18 protein-coding genes and 1 pseudogene are annotated in these 13,615 nt (G+C 66.3%); 13 read left to right on the top strand and 6 right to left on the bottom strand.

The features are described from left to right. Nucleotides 1-50: 50 nt before the first annotated feature. Nucleotides 51-401: a DoxX family protein gene (locus tag ACFXHE_RS34230; protein ID WP_379388811.1), complete on the top strand. Its 351-nt coding sequence runs from the start codon at nt 51-53 to the stop codon at nt 399-401. 82 nt (nt 402-483) lie between these two features. On the opposite strand, the gene ACFXHE_RS34225 is transcribed toward ACFXHE_RS34230, so the two are convergent. Further along, nucleotides 484-1,260: an EI24 domain-containing protein gene (locus ACFXHE_RS34225; RefSeq protein WP_379388810.1), complete on the bottom strand. Its 777-nt coding sequence runs from the start codon at nt 1,258-1,260 to the stop codon at nt 484-486. A gap of 198 nt (nt 1,261-1,458) precedes the next feature. Here ACFXHE_RS34225 and ACFXHE_RS34220 point away from each other — a divergent pair, with 198 nt between their 5' ends. After that, a complete protein-coding gene (locus tag ACFXHE_RS34220; RefSeq protein ID WP_379388809.1) occupies nt 1,459-1,641 on the top strand; it encodes a hypothetical protein in 183 nt (60 codons plus the stop codon). A 440-nt stretch (nt 1,642-2,081) separates the two neighbouring features. Here ACFXHE_RS34220 and ACFXHE_RS34215 read toward each other — a convergent pair whose 3' ends face one another. Both ACFXHE_RS34215 and ACFXHE_RS34210 read right to left on the bottom strand, forming a co-directional pair. Beyond that, the gene (locus tag ACFXHE_RS34215) at nt 2,082-2,291 is read right to left on the bottom strand and encodes a cold-shock protein (RefSeq protein ID WP_379388808.1); all 210 of its coding nucleotides are present in this window, start codon (nt 2,289-2,291) and stop codon (nt 2,082-2,084) included. 114 nt (nt 2,292-2,405) lie between these two features. Further along, complete coding sequence (locus ACFXHE_RS34210) at nt 2,406-2,948, bottom strand: DUF5994 family protein (RefSeq protein WP_379388807.1); 543 nt, start codon at nt 2,946-2,948, stop codon at nt 2,406-2,408. Between the two features lie 238 nt (nt 2,949-3,186). Between ACFXHE_RS34210 and ACFXHE_RS34205 the strand changes: the two genes are divergently transcribed. The 4 genes from ACFXHE_RS34205 to ACFXHE_RS34190 all read left to right on the top strand — a co-directional run bounded on the left by ACFXHE_RS34205 (nt 3,187) and on the right by ACFXHE_RS34190 (nt 5,884). Then, complete coding sequence (locus tag ACFXHE_RS34205; RefSeq protein ID WP_379388806.1) at nt 3,187-3,624, top strand: DUF5994 family protein; 438 nt, start codon at nt 3,187-3,189, stop codon at nt 3,622-3,624. A 24-nt stretch (nt 3,625-3,648) separates the two neighbouring features. Further along, entirely contained in the window at nt 3,649-4,569 is a 921-nt protein-coding gene (locus ACFXHE_RS34200; RefSeq protein ID WP_379388805.1) for an SPFH domain-containing protein, read from the top strand. Further along, complete coding sequence (locus ACFXHE_RS34195; protein WP_379388804.1) at nt 4,566-4,997, top strand: DUF5994 family protein; 432 nt, start codon at nt 4,566-4,568, stop codon at nt 4,995-4,997. The genes ACFXHE_RS34200 and ACFXHE_RS34195 overlap by 4 nt, the downstream gene beginning before the upstream one ends. Nucleotides 4,998-5,149: 152 nt before the next feature. Further along, nucleotides 5,150-5,884 (top strand): TetR/AcrR family transcriptional regulator C-terminal domain-containing protein, encoded by a 735-nt coding sequence (locus ACFXHE_RS34190; protein ID WP_379388803.1) that lies wholly within the window; start codon nt 5,150-5,152, stop codon nt 5,882-5,884. Here the strand turns inward: ACFXHE_RS34190 and ACFXHE_RS34185 are convergent. Together ACFXHE_RS34185 and ACFXHE_RS34180 are read right to left on the bottom strand one after the other, a co-directional pair. After that, nucleotides 5,853-6,290 carry a DUF5994 family protein gene (locus tag ACFXHE_RS34185; protein WP_379388802.1) on the bottom strand — a complete coding sequence of 146 codons (438 nt, stop codon included), beginning with the start codon at nt 6,288-6,290 and terminating at the stop codon, nt 5,853-5,855. The genes ACFXHE_RS34190 and ACFXHE_RS34185 overlap by 32 nt on opposite strands. Continuing rightward, nucleotides 6,287-7,033, bottom strand: coding sequence for a TetR/AcrR family transcriptional regulator C-terminal domain-containing protein (locus ACFXHE_RS34180; protein ID WP_379388801.1), 747 nt, complete (start codon nt 7,031-7,033; stop codon nt 6,287-6,289). The genes ACFXHE_RS34185 and ACFXHE_RS34180 overlap by 4 nt, the downstream gene beginning before the upstream one ends. A gap of 159 nt (nt 7,034-7,192) precedes the next feature. Here ACFXHE_RS34180 and ACFXHE_RS34175 point away from each other — a divergent pair, with 159 nt between their 5' ends. From ACFXHE_RS34175 to ACFXHE_RS34160, 4 genes are all read left to right on the top strand, one after another. Next, nucleotides 7,193-8,449, top strand: a complete 1,257-nt coding sequence (locus tag ACFXHE_RS34175; protein ID WP_379388800.1) for a fatty acid desaturase family protein — start codon at nt 7,193-7,195, stop codon at nt 8,447-8,449. A 257-nt stretch (nt 8,450-8,706) separates the two neighbouring features. Then, nucleotides 8,707-9,243, top strand: a complete 537-nt coding sequence (locus ACFXHE_RS34170; RefSeq protein ID WP_379388799.1) for a hypothetical protein — start codon at nt 8,707-8,709, stop codon at nt 9,241-9,243. Between the two features lie 101 nt (nt 9,244-9,344). After that, the gene (locus tag ACFXHE_RS34165) at nt 9,345-9,992 is read left to right on the top strand and encodes an NUDIX hydrolase (RefSeq protein ID WP_379388798.1); all 648 of its coding nucleotides are present in this window, start codon (nt 9,345-9,347) and stop codon (nt 9,990-9,992) included. 285 nt (nt 9,993-10,277) lie between these two features. Continuing rightward, nucleotides 10,278-11,054, top strand: a complete 777-nt coding sequence (locus ACFXHE_RS34160; RefSeq protein ID WP_379388797.1) for an SGNH/GDSL hydrolase family protein — start codon at nt 10,278-10,280, stop codon at nt 11,052-11,054. A gap of 87 nt (nt 11,055-11,141) precedes the next feature. On the opposite strand, the pseudogene ACFXHE_RS34155 reads toward ACFXHE_RS34160, so the two are convergent. Continuing rightward, nucleotides 11,142-11,519: pseudogene (locus tag ACFXHE_RS34155) on the bottom strand (LysR substrate-binding domain-containing protein); the annotation flags it as partial. 18 nt (nt 11,520-11,537) lie between these two features. Here ACFXHE_RS34155 and ACFXHE_RS34150 point away from each other — a divergent pair. The 3 genes from ACFXHE_RS34150 to ACFXHE_RS34140 all read left to right on the top strand — a co-directional run bounded on the left by ACFXHE_RS34150 (nt 11,538) and on the right by ACFXHE_RS34140 (nt 13,604). After that, the gene (locus ACFXHE_RS34150; RefSeq protein ID WP_379388796.1) at nt 11,538-12,140 is read left to right on the top strand and encodes a TetR family transcriptional regulator; all 603 of its coding nucleotides are present in this window, start codon (nt 11,538-11,540) and stop codon (nt 12,138-12,140) included. Between the two features lie 109 nt (nt 12,141-12,249). Then, entirely contained in the window at nt 12,250-13,131 is an 882-nt protein-coding gene (locus ACFXHE_RS34145; protein ID WP_379388830.1) for an LLM class F420-dependent oxidoreductase, read from the top strand. After that, entirely contained in the window at nt 13,128-13,604 is a 477-nt protein-coding gene (locus ACFXHE_RS34140) for a nuclear transport factor 2 family protein (RefSeq protein WP_379388795.1), read from the top strand. The genes ACFXHE_RS34145 and ACFXHE_RS34140 overlap by 4 nt, the downstream gene beginning before the upstream one ends. Nucleotides 13,605-13,615: the final 11 nt, after the last annotated feature.

The raw sequence follows: 13,615 nt of genomic DNA, 5'->3' as shown, positions 1-13,615 counted from the left end.
ATAGATGCAGGTATTGGACGTGGAAAGGCGCGGTCGGCCAGCATCGTTGGGTGTCCATCGCCTACCTGGTAATCACTCTCGTCACGATCGCACTCAACGGTGGAATGGCCATCGCCGACTTCGCCCGGGCAAAGTTCGTCCTGGCCAACTCGGCCGAGGTGAACTTCCCCTCGTCCTGGATCCCCGTAGCCGGCACCGCGAAGGCCGCCGGCGCCCTTGGCCTCCTACTCGGCCTCTTCGGCGCCCGCCCCCTCGGCATCGCCGCCGCCCTCGGCCTGGTCCTCTACTTCATCGCCGCAATCGTCGTTCACATCCGCGCCCGGGTGCTCCACAACATCGCTTTTCCCGCAATGTACTTCGCCTTCGCCGCAGCATCCCTGACCTTCGCCCTCGCCCGATAACGCCATCTCGACTTCAGCGTCGCGCGCAGCCGGCTTCCGAAGCAGGTTCGAACGCCCGCGCGGTCGCGGCGAGTCGGTTCGCTCAGACGTCAGCGTGGTTTTCGGCGAGGCGGTTCGGTTCGTGCAGTAGTTCACGGGTCAGGAGAGTGGCGCCCGCGACGGCACCCGGCATGAGGAATACCGCGACCAGCGGCACCAGAAACGCCAGCCCGACGGGCACGCCGAAGCCCCATGCCAGGCCTTTGCGGGCGCGCAGCAGAGCCAGCTGCTCGCGCAGGTGAACCGTGCGTCGCTGGAGTGCAACCGAGGTGAGCTCCTGCGTGAGGAAGAACCCGGTGACGAACACCGCGACAACCGGAATCACAGTCTGACCGACGACGGGGACGAACCCCAGCACGAACAGCAGCACAGCCCACACCATGGCCCGCACCAGAATCCGAACACTGTCCCGAACCGACACCCACAACTCCCGCCACCAGGAAAGCCCGGACTCCGGCGCAATCCCATCCGGCGAGACCGACCGATCAACCCGCTGCGAAATCACGTCATAGAAGGGCGCCCCGATCACCAAGGTCACAGCGGTGAAGGTGAGCACGGCAGCCAACACCGCAAGCGCGACCAGCGCGATGCTCAACGCCCCGCGAAACAACCCCGCCCACGGACTCGGCCAGTGATCCGCAAACGGCGTCACTGTCGCGGTCAGATCTCCACCCCACGCCATCACCGCGATCAACGCCCCCACGTACAACGTCAACGTCACCAGCGCCGGCACGATCCCGAACCCGAACTCCCGCGGCCGCCGAGCCACCCACCGCTGCCCCCGCACAAAATATGTGAACCCAACCCCGAAATCGCGCATCCCCGAACGATACTGGCGCTACCCTCGATTCCTGCCCGCCTGCCGCGGCAAACGACTGAACCACCGCCGTTGGTTTCCATCCATTCAGCCGCGGCGAATCCGGCGACGTCGCCTGCCGTCCCGTGCGAGGATCACAGACGGCTTGGCGCTCAATGACTTCGACAGGATCGATATGACCCAGACTTCGGCAGGATCGAAATGACGCGAAACCAGCTGTCTGCCGTCCAATCACTGGCGGTGGTCGGATTTCTGCTCTTGATTCTCGGGGTCGCGACCTTCTCGCTGGCGTACACCGCCGCCGCCGAGGTCTTCGGCGGCCTGGGAATCATCTCCATGATCGGGGCCGCGATCACTTGGTCGACCCTCAAACCGCCGAAGTAGCGCCCCGTCATACCCGGTGCCTGGGCCGTGGTGCTCGGACTGCAGCGCGAGGGATTCACCAAGCCGATAGTGGCCCTCGCCGCGGACCCCAGCGGCTGCGCCCCGCCGACCCGGGTGTGGGGCTGGACATAATTGATGGCGGCCGGCTGCGCGCACCGTTATGGTGTTCCTGCGACGTGGGGAAGTTCCTGGATCTATAGCTGGGGGCCGAGTTGAGTTCCTCCGCGTCGTCCAAATACTCGGCAAGCCTTCGATCGCACAGGTCGGGGGCTTGATTCATGTGCGGGCACAACCGATGAAGGGCTGCGTTCCGCAGTTGCGGAGCCCCGGCAGATCTTCTCTCCAGTGTGCCCGTCGGTTCGGTCGTGAGTGATCGGCAACCCAAACCGCTGGAATGCCGCGAACATGGCGTTGCCGGCCACGCCCGCGGCCGGGAACTACTACCCCGTCACGACGACGACGTTTTCTGCCTGTGGTCCTTTCGCCCCCTGCACCACGTCGTACTCGACCCGGTCGTTCTCCTGTAGCGACTTGTACCCAGTGGACTGGATCGCGCTGAAGTGGACGAATACGTCCGGTCCACCCGCGTCCTGCGTAATGAACCCGAATCCCTTGTCGGCGTTGAAGAATTTCACAGTGCCTGTTGCCATTGGCCGGCCCCTTCACATCGGACGAGTGGACGGCTCGAGCCTACCGGCCGACTCGTACCTGCACTGGCCGGACACGGCGAAGCGGCGGCTCTTCGCATCGCCGTCGGGCGAGTATCAGTTCGGTGATGTGGTGCGATCGGCCCAGTGGAGGGCCGCGAACTTCCTTCCGGCGCGTTCCCGGCGGCGGCGAATGCCGAGTCGGAGTAGTCCGTCCACGGTCGGGTTGCTGTTCGCCGCGGCCGCGGAGGCCATCGCCGAGCACGCGTCGCTCAGAGCGGTCTCGGGTGGCACCACCAGCAGCACGAGCCTGCGATGATGCGGCGTGCCGGTCAGTTCGACCGTGTGCGCCGGGGTGTAGCCGTGCCAGTCCAGCCGTACCGGCTGCCCGGCGACGGTGAGCGGGCCGGTCGGTGTGTCCCAGTCGATCAGGTAGTACTCCACTCGCAGGACCGAGCCGAGGCGCGCCGCGAGGATGGTGATCAGGCCGGGGAGCTCGGTGACGAGATCGCCGGTGTACGGCCACCAGGCTCCGTCGACGTATCCGGTTTTCGGGGCTGTGGGTTTCAGCAACACGCGTGGAGTGGGTTCACCCAGCCCGGGTCGGGCGTCGATATCGGCGCGAGTCGGCTGTGGCGTGCGGGTCAATTGCATCGTCATGGTGTGACGTCATCCTGTCTCGGCCTCGATCGGGCCGGTTCTTCGAGAATCAGCTGCCGAAACGGTCTGGATACGACCGGATGCGATACACCGCCGATGTGATCAGCCTACGCCTAACACTGTTAGTCTGATTCGTAGACCTACATCGTTGACACCATCGCGTGACCGGCGTCTACTGGAGGTACGAATACGGCGTGGCCGGGGGCCGGCTCCCGGGCGCTGAATCAGGAGTTCTGCCATGAAACAAATGCGCATCCACCGCCATCCCGCCCACCATCGCGCCGGGCCCGTCTACACGCCGCGCCTCAAACTGAGGCCGAAGGACCGGCCCGCCGAATACCTCGACGGTGCGTGGTGGCCCCGATCCACCGACCTCGTCACCGAACTGCCCGATCTGCTGGCGGTGCTCTCGGTCCGGCTGGGCCCGGTACACCGCATTGTCTACGACCAGCAGAGCTGGCTGCCCGCGCCCGGGCGCATCGCCATCGACGGCGTGCAGATCCAACTCGACGCCTATCCCTTCGAGCTGGGCAACACCATGTACGTCCTCAGCGGCGCTGACGACATGCTCGTCCTGCAAGTGATCGCATCGACCGCCGATCCGGATATCGCGCACACCATGCTGAGGGCGGCCGTCGCCCGGCCTCCCCGGCCGAGCGTGCACGACATCGAGTGATCGCCGCCCACGCGAGGAGGAGTCGTGAACGTACTCGGTGCCGCGATCGTCGTACTCGTGGCGGTCCTGATCGTGCTGGCCCTGTCGATTCGAGTGGTGACCCAGTACGAGAAGGGTGTGCTGTTCCGGCTCGGGCGGGTGATCGCCGTCCGTGAACCTGGGCTGAACTTCATCGTCCCGGTGATCGATCGGCTGCGGAAGGTGTCGTTGCGCATCATCACCATGCCGATCCAGTCGCAGGGCATCATCACCCGTGACAACGTCAGCGTCGACATCTCCGCCGTCGCGTACTTCCGGGTCGTCGACGTCGAGAAGTCGGTCGTCGCGATCGAAAACGTTTATGCGGCAATCGATCAGATCGCCCAGACCACGCTGCGTAAGGTGGTCGGCCGGCATACGCTCGATCAGGCGCTGGCCGAGACCGACACCATCAATGTCGACATCCGCCAGATCCTCGACATCACCACCCTGGAATGGGGTGTCGAAGTCACCCTGGTCGAGCTCAAGGACATCCAGCTGCCCCAGACGATGCAGCGGGCGATGGCCCGCCAGGCCGAGGCCGAGCGGGAGAAGCGAGCGAAAATCATTGCCGCCGAGGGCGAATCGCTGGCGGCAGCGGCGCTCGGCGACGCGTCCGACACGATGATGGCGCACCCGCTGGCGCTGCAACTGCGCAATCTGCAGACCCTCATCGAACTGGGAGTCGACAAGAACACGACCGTGGTCTTCCCGGCGCCGCTGATGAGCGCGATCGGTGAGATCAGCGCCTTCCTGGCCCGCGAAACCGCGTCCGCGGCACCGTACGCCGCGGTTCAGCAGTCGATGGCTCCGCTCGGCTCGGTGCCGGCGCCCAACGGCGCCTTCGCCGCCGAGCCCCGTCCCGTGAACGGCTCGACGGCCACCACTTCGACGGCCGCCACTTCGGAAGCAGGTACTAGCTCATGATCCCCTTTGTAGGTGCGATACGCCCGTTCGTCGGTGTTGTTCCCGACCGCGCCCAGCCTTTCCCGACGCCGACCCGCACTCCTCGGCTGCTGTTGCAGGAGCGCGGCGCCGCCACCGGCGACGTCGACGGCGCATGGTGGCCCTGGACCGCCAACCTCACTGCCGAACTGCACGATCTGATCAGCGCCGTCACTCCGCGCATGGGGTCGATAGCTCGCATCGGATTCGACTGGAATGCACGGAGTCTGGCCCAACGCCGCATCGATCACGACGACGGCGTCGAGCTGCGCGGCCCCGGTATCGACCAGCCGCCCGCCGTCATGCGACTGATCGGAACGGACGGCAGCCAACTGACCCTGCTCGTCATCCCGTTCGACACCCCGATCCATCGCGCCGACGAGCAGATGCGGCAGGCGGCGCGGGCGTAGAGCACCCCCGCGCCGGTAATCCGCGGAGATACCGCCGACCTGGACCGAAGCGCGCGCACGCCGCTCGGAGGCGCGGTTTGCGTCGCAACGTCAACGGTGTCTGTCTACGATCGAGCGATCGGATACTCCGATGGGAATGGAGGATCTCCCGCATGGTCGAACGCCCTGCCGATCGCAAGCCCGCCCGATCCGCGAGCCGGCAGTCGGATCCGAGCATCGTCGCCCGCGGTGACGGCACGGTCACCCGGGCTGTGGTGTTGACCGCAGCGCTCGAGCTGATCGATCGTGACGGCGTCGACGGGTTGTCGATGCGACGCCTGGCCGAAGCTGTGGGGCGTGATCCGATGGTCATATACCGGCACGTGGCGAACAAGGCCGCGGTGCTCGACGGCGTCGCCGAGATCGTGTTCGCACAGCTGTCGGTCGATACCGAGGACACCGATTGGACCGGCCAATTACGGGTCGTCGCAAGGGATTTCCGTCAGCTTGCGTTGGCTCATCCGCGGGTGGTTCCGCTGCTGGTGACCCGGCCACTGGCCACCCCGCTGGGCCTGCGCCCGGCGTCGGTGGTTCGTCCCCTGGAGGACATACTCGAACTGCTCACCCGCGCAGGGTTTTCCGGCGCCGACGCGCTGCATGTCTACCGCGCCCTGTTCGGATTTCTCTATGGGCATGTGCTCAACGAGCTGCAGGAGATCGTGGAGCGACCCGAGGAGACCGACGATCTGCTGCGCCTGGGACTGTATCGCCTCCCGATCGCGGAGTTCCCGCTGGTGCGGGGACTCGCGCCGGTCCTGGCCGCCTACGACGGCGCCGCCGAGCTCGAACGCGGCCTCGATATCCTGCTGACCGGTCTCACTGCGACGCTGCCCGATCCCAGGCGCTGACACCCGCCTGCTCTCCGCCCTCGGATTCCCAACGCTGCTGTACGGCGACCATGTCGATGTCCTCGACCGGAGTGATGACACGAAGGATGAGTCGGGTGCCGATGTCGGCACCGTAAACCTCAAGGATACGGACGGGCATGCGCCGGTAGCCATCGAGCCGTACCTGACGCCCGTCGAAGTCGAGTGTGCTCGGTGCGGCGGCCCATTCGTAGCGGTGGTGGATCACTCGATGGATCGGACCGAGCCGACCGGTGAGCGCTGTGAGCAGGTCCGGAAGCTCGATGGCGAGGTCGCGACTGTGCGGCCACCAGAATCCGTCGACGGCCCCGGTGCCGCCGGCGTCGAGCGCGAGCCGCAGCTGGTGGGCCGGCCCTGCCGGTCGATCTGCGTTGTGTTGCGGTGTCATCCTCCACGCTTCCTTCCCGGCCGGGCCGCGGCCGCGGACATGGTGGTGGTGAGGCCGGTGAGCAGGATGTCGAGGCCGCGTTCGAGTTCGGTCGCGCCGTCGTAGCCGGCCAGGTCCGAGGCGAGACCGCGCAGCAGGGGGAATTCGCCGATCGGGAGGTGATACAGACCCAGGCGCAGCAGATCGTCGGTCTCCTCGGGGTGTTCGACGAGTTCCTGGAGTTCGTTGAGGATGTGCCCGTTCAGGAATCCGAACAGCGCGCGATAGATGTGCAGCGCATCGGCGCCGCTGAAGTCGGCTCGGGTGAGCAATTCGAGGATGTGTTCCAGCGGCCGCAGGGTGCCCAGGGGCCGTAGTGCCAGTGGTGTGGCCAGGGGAAGGGTGACCAGCAGCGACACCGTGTTCGGGTGAGCGACGGCAAGCTTGCGGAAATCGCGTGCGACACTGCGTAATTGGTGGCGCCAGTCGGAGTCGGTGGGGTCGACGGTCAACTGTGCGAGCACGAGTTCGGCGACCCCGTCGAGAAGTGCGGCCTTGTTCGCGGCATGTCGGTAGAGGACCATCGGGTCCCGGCCGAGCGCCTGCCCGAGACGTCGCATCGAGAGCCGCTCGACGCTGTCGCGGTCGATGATCTCGAGCGCGGCGGTCAGCATCGCGTCTCGGGTCAGGGGGTCGTTCCCGGTGTTCGTCCGATTCGCCGGGTGGGCGTGGGCGCCGGTCGGGCCGGCTCTGGTTCGATTCATCGCTTCAGCGCCTCTGCATCGGAGTGGAATTGCTACACTGTCAGTCTACGCCGTAGACATAATCTGTAGTAACAATCTAAGCTGGGAAGAAGACCGGCATCGTCGCAAGGTTGATGGCTTGTCCGAGGCAGCTGCCCCGGCGAACAGAGGACATGGCGAATGGCGATTACGCAGGTCGCGGTCTACGCGCACTTGACCGCGGCGGATGTCCAGGCGCTCAGCCAGGAGCTCGACGCGATCCGCCGTGACATCGAGGAGCGGCTCGGTGCCCGAGACGCGGCCTACATCCGTCGGACCATCGCGTTTCAACGCATCCTCGACCTGGGATCGCGTCTCGTCATCGCCTGTAGCAGAACGAATCTCGGCGTGGCGCTGGGTGTCGTGGCACTGGCGGGCGCGAAGAGTATCGAGAACATGGAGATCGGCCACAATGTGTGCCACGGCCAATGGGACTGGATGAACGATCCGGAAATCCATTCCAGCACATGGGAGTGGGACATGGCCGGTGTGTCGTCGCAGTGGCGGTATTCGCACAACTACCGCCATCACGTGTTCACGAATGTGCTCGGCGTCGACGACGACATCGGCTTCGGCGTGATGCGGGTGACTCGCGACCAGCCGTGGCGGGCGCGACTGCTGGTGCAACCCCTGCAAAACTTTTTTCTGGCAGTAACTTTCGAGTGGGGGATCGCCCTGCATGGCCTGTACTCCGAACGTGATCGCGCGGCGACCGGAGCTGAGAAGGCTACGCACACCAGGGCGTTGATCCGCAAGATCGGCCGGCAGACGGGGAAGGACTATCTGCTTTTTCCGGCGCTGAGCGGACGGCGCTGGCGTCGCACTCTCGCCGCGAACACGGCCGCCAATACGCTGCGCAATCTGTGGGCCTACGTGGTGATCTTCTGCGGTCATTTCCCCGATGGCGCAGAGAAATTCACGTCCGCCGCGATCGAGCACGAGACCAAGCCGGAATGGTATCTGCGGCAGATGCTGGGCACCGCGAACTTCGATGCCGGACCGGTGCTGGCCTTTCTGAGCGGGCACCTGTCCCACCAGATCGAACACCACCTGTTTCCCGACCTGCCCAGCAACCGCTATCCCGAGATCGCTCAGCGGGTCCGCGCCCTCTGCGACAAATACGACCTGCCCTACACCACCGGGCCACTGCCGCGGCAGTACCTGCTCGCGCTGCGCACGATCAGCAAGCTCGCCCTTCCGGACGCCTTCCTGACCGCCACCTCCGATGACGCTCCCGAGACCTGCTCGGAAAGAAGATTCGGCTCGCTCCCCGAGAACGGTGTCGATTCGTCCCCGGGCCGCCGCGGGCTTCGCACCGCACTCGCGGAACGGACCCGTCGCCGCCGGTGTCGGAGCGGCGCGAGCGGGACGCGCAGCTACTCCCGGGGCGAGGTGTGATGACAGCGTCGGTACGCGAATATCCCTTCCGCAGTGGGAGATTCGTCCCGCCCGGAACTTCCGGCAATAGCGCCCGGCGGCGAGGTGGAGGGGTAGGCTCGACCGTACGCCGGGCCTCTCGCGGATCGCATCGATGCGGGTAGTCGGATCATTCCGAACATGCGGCGGCCGGATCGGATCCCGTACATGGGTGTATGCGGTATAGCGAACCGAAATCGCTTGTCGTGCAAGCTATGTATCGCATTCGAGAGGTTTCCATGTCCGAAGATCTGCTCGGTTCCCGCACGGGTGTCGTGAGCCCGGCGAGGGTCACCGTCGATGCCCGGGCGACATTGGTCACGCCCTATCTGGTGCGGATCACCGGCACCTATCGCTGTCCCGCTGGAACACCCGGCCGGCTGCTGGTCGCCTGCGTCGTGGCCGTCGCCCGCCGGGGTCGCCGTGACACGGACGGCCCGATGATTGCGGGCGGCGAGGTGGGGCAGATCGACGCCGACGGGCGCACACACGCTTTCACCATCGACCTCGGCCGTCCAGCGGACGCCGACCAGGGGGAGGACCCGAACCAGTACCGGTCCGGCGAAGCGGCACGAGTCGTGGCGAAGCTTTATTACGACGAGCTTGCCGACCGCTTGGATTGGAGACGCTTCGTCGCGGATTTCGAGGCGGGGCGCTCGGCAGTTCCCGTCGGCCACGAGGCCGATCGGCGACCCGCTGCCACCACGAATCCGGGTCGGCGATCGCGATGTCGGCCGGTGCTCGCGACCGTCCACGAAATCGTCGTGGTCGGCTGAGCCCGGTTCGCGCCGAGCTCCTGCCGATCGCCTCGTGGACCCGATCGCGAGTCCCTGAACGGGCGTTGACGGTGGGCGGCGGAGCGATCTAGGTTCGGCAGATGCCGGTCGACGAGGACAGCAGCGGGTACCGCTGGAGCGATGTGCCCGCGGACCGGTTACGGCAGGAAGTAACCGAGGCGTTGGGTGTGTTTCCTCGTCGAGCCGTCGATCCTGACGGCCGCAAGCCCGCCGCGGTGGTGATCGCGATAGTCGATCGCGGTGGGGAACAAGGATTTTGGCTGACCGAGCGGTCGTCGGGGCTGCGGGCTCACGCCGGGCAATTGGCCTTGCCCGGTGGCAGGCTGGATCCGGGGGAGGACCCGGAAACGGCGGCGTTGCGTGAGCTGCACGAGGAATTGGGAATCGCTCTGCCCCGATCGGCGGTGCTCGGGCTGCTCGACGATTACCCGACCCGTTCCGGCTATGTGATGACCCCCGTGGTCGCGTGGGTCGGCGACGCATCGGTTCTCACCCCCAACCCCGCCGAAGTGGCTGCGGTGCACTGGATTCCACTGTCCGAACTCGATGTCACCCCTCGCTTCGCCCCGGTCCCCGGTTCCGACCGCCCCACCATCCAGCTACCCCTGCTGGGCGGCCACCTGCACGCCCCCGCTGCCGCGATCCTCCACCAGTTCCGTGAGGTTGCCATGCACCGCCGCCCCACCCGCGTCGACCATACGGACCAGCCCCGTTTCGCCTGGGAATGAGCGGAATCGATCGGACCCAGCCGATGTGGCCATCATTACGGCAGCGCTGCCATCGAGGGCGCTGGCCTTCCGCGCCTCCGCAAACTGAAACAGGGGATAACGATTCGGTCGCTTGACCTATTGGCTGCCAGGTCATCTCGTACCGTCTGTGGCTATTCGCCCGAGCCCGACTGCGAGGACCTATATCGTGAATCTGAAGTACTGCCTGTCCACTATTGCGATCGTCGCCGCCGGGACCCTCTTCTCGGTATCGCCCCCGCTACCGCCGACGCCGGCACGAAGTATGTGGCGCTGGGGGATTCGTACGCGGCGGGAGTCGGGATCTCCAACATCCTCGACAAGACCTGTTCACGCTCCGATCGCAACTACGCCCACCTGTTCGCGGCGGCACGCGGTTACAGCCTCACCGATGTCACGTGTGGCGGCGCGACGACCGACTCGGTGACCAGCACCCAGCTCTCCGCCGTCACCGCCGACACCAATCTGGTCACCCTGGGTGTCGGCGGCAACGACATCGGCTTCACCGGCATCGTGAAGGACTGTGTGACGGCGGGAACCCTCGGCGCGGGTTCCGGGACGGGCAGTGCCGTACTCCAAAGTCTCGGAACGGGAATCGCCAGCGGTAGTGCCGAGGCGCTGCTGGGGTGCAAGAACAAGTACGACGCCGCGATGCCGAGCCGGCTGTCGCAGGCCTCGGCCAAGGTCGCGAAACTGGTGTCCGACATCAAGACCCGAGCCCCGCAGGCGCGGGTCGTCCTGGTCGGTTACCCGCACATCCTGCCCGACAACGCGGCCCTGTGCGCCGGGCGGCAGCCGGTGCTGCCCGCCGATGTCGACTGGGCGCGTGACACCGTCGTCGGTGGATTGAACACCATGCTGCGTTCCCAGGCCGGCACCGAGTACTTCAGCACCTACGAGATCTACAACGGTCACGACGTCTGCGAGGCGATCCCGGACCGCTGGGTCAACGGCACCTCGGTCGACAATGGCGAAGGCGCGCAATTCCATCCGAATCAGTACGGGCACGCGGCCACGGCGCAGAAGATGGCAGCCACGCTCTGATAGCCTTCGCCGGGACCTCCCTCGTCCTCGCCGTCGCCCAGTAGGGGATCCGTTGGTGTGCAACCCATTCCGCCGTTCGATCGGCATCCGGATGATCTCGGAGACCAATCGGCCCGCGGGTCCGGAGAGTTTGCGGGGTGGCCGCCAGACGGCGCGCAGGGTGCGGGGGAGGTCGAGGCCCTCGACAGGGATGGTGACGAGTTCGCCACGGTCGAGTTGATCCGCGACCGCATGGGTGCTGACCACGGCGGGGCCGACGCCGCTCGAGACGCTGGTGCGGATGGCGGCGGCACTGCCCAGTTCGAGAAGCGGTTCGGGGCGCGGGAAGGCGGCCGGCGGCTTTCTCTGCGCTTCCGCTGACCGGAATCGCCACCTGGGCAGATGAGAGGTAGGGGTCACGATGGCACAGTCGGTCGGGCTCAGCGGCGGGTAATTTTGGCGGAGACGACAACGACAGCCAGACATCACACACGGAGGGACGCTGTGCCACGCATCGCCGAGGATCGGCTTCCGGCCCAGCCGAGTTCACCCGAACAGGAGTCGCGTCGTCAGCGCATCCTGCGTGCCGCGGCGCACCACGGGGCCGAAAAGGGCTTGGAACGGGTTCAGATGCACGATGTCGCCAAGGACGCCGGGGTGGCGATCGCCACGCTGTACCGCTATTTCCCGTCCAAGACGCACCTGTTCAACGCACTGCTGTCCGACCGCGTGAAGCATCTCGCCGAGACAACCCCACTCACTCGCCCCGGCGTCGACCGGGTGCAAGCGGTCAGCGATCTGCTCGTCGAGGGCGGCCGCGAGCTACTGTCGCGACCGTTGCTCGCGCACGCGATGCTGCAGTCGAATCTCGCTGCCGTCGCCCAGGCCGGCGGTGTGGTGACCAACCGCTTCAGCGACTTGATCACCCAGCTGCTGGGGGTCGAACACGCCAGCGACGCCCAAGCCCGCCTGGTGCGCATCACCGAGGCGGCCTGGTACGGGGTGCTCAATGCGGCGCTGAACCACCACATCACCGCCGAGCAGGCCGAGGAGGACACCCGAGTAGCGTGCCGGAAGCTGCTCAGCGGTATCGAGGAACTGGCGTGATGATCGCGCCACGGGCGGCCCGGTGTCGACCTGTCGCCCTACCGGCGATGTCTCGCTCACCGAAAACCTCCCACCTGTGGTGCCGCACAGCTCCGTAGCATCGCCGTCCATGAAATACGCGATCATCGCCCCTGCTGCCGCGGGCACCAGCGCCGATCCTGCTTGGATATCCGGCTTCGCCAGGCATGTGGAAGCGTGTGGCTTCGAGTCTCTGGTCGCCATCGAGCACGCCGTCGTGATGAGCCACTACGCCAGCGTCTATCCCTATGCGTCGTCGGGAAAAATGGAGCTCCCCGACGACTGCGATATTCCCGATCCCCTCGAACTTCTGGCTTTTCTGGCAGGGCAGACCACGCGGCTCGGCTTGGCGACCGGCGTACTCGTGCTGCCCAATCACCATCCCGTGGTGCTGGCCAAGCGGCTGGCCACCCTCGATCGGTTGTCGAACGGGCGGCTGCGGGTCGGCATCGGCATGGGATGGATGAAGGAAGAGATCGAGGCATGCGGAGCCCCCTTCGATGCCCGCGGGCGACGGGCCGACGAGCAACTGGAAGTACTCGCCAAATTGTGGGCCGATACAGGCGTGACCGGTGTCGACCACAAGGGTGAATTCTTCAGCTTCCAGTCGGCGATGTGCTACCCGAAGCCCGTCCGGGCCGGTGGGGTGCCGATTCACGTAGGCGGCCACACCAAGGCCGCGGCGCGCCGCGCGGGACGATACGGTGCCGGGCTGCAACCACTGGGAGTCACGGGTGACCAGTTGGCCGCGCTGGTCGAGCTGATGCGCGAAGAAGCAACCCGAGCCGCCCGCGACCCTGCGGAGCTGGAGCTGTCGCTGGGCCACCTGGTCTCCCGTATCGACCTCGACCGCTCCGGCCGCCTTGCCGAACAGGGCGCCGATCGGCTCTTGCTGGCCCCGACCCCGACAGCGGATCTGCAACAGGCGATGGACGAGCTGTCGGCCTGCGCGCAACGGCTGGGCCTGTCATGACCGGGCTGACCATTCACGACCGAATCGCCCTACAGGACCTCGTCCACCGCTACGCAGAAGCGGTCGACGAGCGCGATTTTCCCAGGGCCGCAGCACTTTTCACCGGTGACGGGGTGCTGGAGCTGCCGAATCCGCCGGCCACTCTCGACCCGGTCGTCTCCCACACCGGGATCGACGCGGTGACCGCGGCACTGGCCGCCGTGGCCGCCGTGCCGGTGACATTCCACGCGATCGTGGGCACCGTCTTCGATCCCGGGCCCACCGCGGCAACGGCCATCGGGAGGGTCTCGTGCACCGCACATCACCTCACCCGCCGCCACGACCGCGACGCCGACCTGGTCTGGCACATCATCTACCGCGACCACTACCGCAGCACCCATGCAGGCTGGTTGATCGCACGACGCAGCCTGCATGTGGCATTCATCGAGTCCCGGGCGGTGGCGGCGATGCGAGCACCAGGCCCGACAGGGTAGGCGTCGCCGAA

The sequence above is a fragment of the Nocardia sp. NPDC059229 genome (assembly GCF_042754165.1).
Taxonomy (GTDB): domain Bacteria; phylum Actinomycetota; class Actinomycetes; order Mycobacteriales; family Mycobacteriaceae; genus Nocardia.
This window is presented reverse-complemented; position numbering and strand designations above follow the sequence as displayed.